1 protein-coding gene is annotated in these 3,398 nt (G+C 68.7%); it reads right to left on the bottom strand.

Annotated elements, in window-relative coordinates:
* A partial coding sequence (gene hrpA, locus N5I75_RS26695; RefSeq protein WP_476681409.1) for an ATP-dependent RNA helicase HrpA occupies positions 1 to 3,398 on the bottom strand: 3,398 nt, incomplete at both ends.

Genomic DNA, 3,398 nt, shown 5'->3' with positions numbered 1-3,398 from the left:
TTGGGCAGCAGGGTCGGGCTCGTCGTGGCCTTCAGGCGCCGCTCGCACGCCTGCCAGGCCGCGAGGACCTGCTGCACCTGCCCGACCGTGCGCACGGTCGTGTCGACGATCTCCGCGCGCACCTTGTCGTAGAGCTTGCGGTACGACTCCTCGTCCCACGCCGGGCCGCCGAAGTCCGCGATCAGCTTGTCCGCCGCCGCCATCGCACAGTCGTCGAAGAGGGCCTGCACGGTGCCGTGCGGGTTCGCGGACAGGGCGAGCTTCTGGGCGTTGGTCAGCTTGTCCGAGGCGAACTTGCCCGGATTGACCGGGATGTTGCGCAGGATGAGCCGCCGCGTGCCCTTCCACATGGCCTGGGCCTGCTCGGCCTCGGTGTCGAAGAGGCGTACGGAGACGGTGTCGCCGTCGTCGACCAAAGCCGGGTACGCCTTGACCGGCTGGCCGGCCCGCCGCGTCTCGAAGACCCGGGACAGCGTGCCGATCGTCCAGTCCGTCAGGCCCTTGCGCTCGACGGACTCGCCGCCCGAGCGCTCGGCCGTCGCCGCGGCCGCCTTGGAGATGGCCTGGCGCGCCTTGGGCCGCAGCTTCAGCTTGAGCGCTTCCAGGTCCTTGTCCTCGGCGAGCTTGCGGCGCCGCTCGTCGACGATCCGGAACGTGATCTTCAGGTGGTCCGGTACGCGGCTCAGGTCGAAGTCGTCCGCGGAGACCGGGACACCGACCATCCGCTGCAGCTCACGCGCGAGCGTCGTCGGCAGCGGCTCCTGCAGCGGCACGGCCCGGTCCAGGAACGCCTTGGCGAAGTTCGGCGCGGGCACGTAGTTGCGCCGGATCGGCTTCGGCAGCGAGCGGATCAGCTCGACCACCACGTCCTCGCGCAGGCCCGGGATCTGCCAGTCGAAGCCCTCGTCCGTGACCTGGTTGAGGACCTGGAGCGGGATGTGCACGGTCACGCCGTCCGCGTCCGCGCCCGGCTCGAACTGGTACGTCACCCGGAACTTCAGGTTCCGCTGGCGCCAGACGTCCGGGTAGTCATCCTTGGTGACCGCCTCCGCGGACTCGCGGATGAGCATGGAGCGCTCGAAGTCGAGCAGCTCCGGCTCCTCGCGCTGCTTCTTCTTCCACCAGGAGTCGAAGTGCGCGCCGGAGACGACCTCGGCGGGCACCCGCTGCTCGTAGAAGTCGTAGAGCGTGTCGTCGTCGACCACGATGTCGCGGCGGCGCGCCCGGTGCTCCAGCTCCTCGACCTCGGTGAGCAGCGCGCGGTTGGCGGCGAAGAACTTGTGGTGCGTGCGCCAGTCGCCCTCGACCAGGGCGTTGCGGATGAACAGCTCGCGGGAGACCTCGGGATCGATCCGCCCGTAGTTGATCTTCCGCTGGGCGACGAGCGGGACGCCGTACAGCGTCACCTTCTCGTACGCCATCACGGCCGCCTGGTCCTTCTCCCAGTGCGGCTCGCTGTACGTGCGCTTCAGCAGATGCTCGGCGAGGGGCTCGACCCACTCGGGCTCGATCTTCGCGTTGACCCGCGCCCAGAGCCGCGAGGTCTCCACCAGCTCCGCCGACATCACGAAGCGCGGCGGCTTCTTGAAGAGGGCCGAGCCGGGGAAGATCGCGAACTTGGCGTTGCGGGCGCCGATGTACTCGTTGCGCCCGCCGCCGCGCTCGCGCTGCTTCGGGTCCTTCTGGGCGGACTCCTTGGTCTCCTTCACGTCCTTCATCCCGATGTGGGAGAGGAGGCCGGAGAGGAGGGAGATGTGCACGGAGTCGCCGGGGGCGTCCTCGTCGTTCAGATGGATGCCCATCTGCTTGGCGACGGTGCGCAGCTGCGTATAGATGTCCTGCCACTCGCGGATGCGCAGGAAGTTCAGGAACTCGCGCTTGCACATGCGGCGGAAGGCGGAGGAGCCCAGCTCCTTCTGCTGCTCGCGCACGTACCGCCACAGGTTCAGGAAGGCCAGGAAGTCGCTGGTCTCGTCCTTGAAGCGGGCGTGCTGCTGGTCCGCCTGCTGCTGCTTGTCGGAGGGGCGCTCGCGCGGGTCCTGGATGGAGAGGGCCGCCGCGATGACCATGACCTCGCGGACGCAGCCGTTCTTGTCGGCCTCCAGGACCATCCGGGCCAGGCGCGGGTCGACGGGCAGCTGGGCGAGCTTGCGCCCTTGCTGCGTGAGCCGTTTCCGTACTTCCTTCTCGCTCGGGTCCAACGCGCCCAGTTCCTGGAGGAGTTGGACACCGTCGCGGATGTTGCGGTGGTCCGGCGGGTCGATGAAGGGGAACTTCTCGATGTCGCCGAGGCCGGCCGCCGTCATCTGGAGGATGACCGAGGCGAGGTTCGTGCGCAGGATCTCGGCGTCCGTGAACTCGGGGCGCGCGAGGAAGTCGTCCTCGGAGTAGAGGCGGATGCAGATGCCGTCGGAGGTACGGCCGCAGCGGCCCTTGCGCTGGTTGGCGCTGGCCTGGCTGATCGATTCGATGGGCAGGCGCTGCACCTTCGTACGGTGGCTGTAGCGGGAGATGCGGGCCGTGCCCGGGTCGATGACGTACTTGATGCCCGGGACGGTCAGCGAGGTCTCGGCGACGTTCGTCGCGAGGACGATGCGTCTGCCCGTGTGCTGCTGGAAGACGCGGTGCTGCTCGGCGTGCGAGAGGCGCGCGTACAGCGGAAGCACCTCGGTGAAGCGATACTTCTTCTTCTCCAGAGCGTCCGCCGTGTCGCGGATCTCGCGCTCGCCGGACAGGAAGACCAGAATGTCGCCGCTGTCGCCCTCGCGCTGGAGCTCCTCGACGGCGTCCGTGATCGCGGTGATCTGGTCCCGGTCGGAGTCGTCGGAGTCCTCTTCGAGGAGCGGGCGGTACCGCACCTCGACCGGGTACGTACGCCCGCTGACCTCGACGATCGGCGCGTCCCCGAAGTGCCGCGCGAACCGCTCCGGGTCGATCGTCGCCGAGGTGATGACGACCTTGAGGTCCGGGCGCTTCGGCAGCAGCTGGGCCAGGTAGCCGAGCAGGAAGTCGATGTTGAGGGACCGCTCGTGGGCCTCGTCGATGATGATCGTGTCGTAGGCGCGCAGCTCGCGGTCGGTCTGGATCTCGGCGAGCAGGATGCCGTCCGTCATCAGCTTGACGAAGGTGGCGTCCTGGTCGACCTGATCGGTGAAGCGCACCTTCCAGCCGACGGCCTCGCCCAGCGGCGTGTGCAGCTCGTCGGCGACGCGCTCGGCGACCGTGCGGGCCGCGATCCGGCGGGGCTGGGTGTGCCCGATCATGCCGCGCACGCCGCGGCCGAGGTCGAGGCAGATCTTCGGGATCTGCGTCGTCTTGCCGGAGCCGGTCTCGCCCGCGACGATCACGACCTGGTGGTCGCGGATCGCGTCGGCGATCTCGTCCTTCTTCTGGCTGAC

The sequence above is a fragment of the Streptomyces sp. R818 genome (genome assembly GCF_056172735.1).
This window is presented reverse-complemented; position numbering and strand designations above follow the sequence as displayed.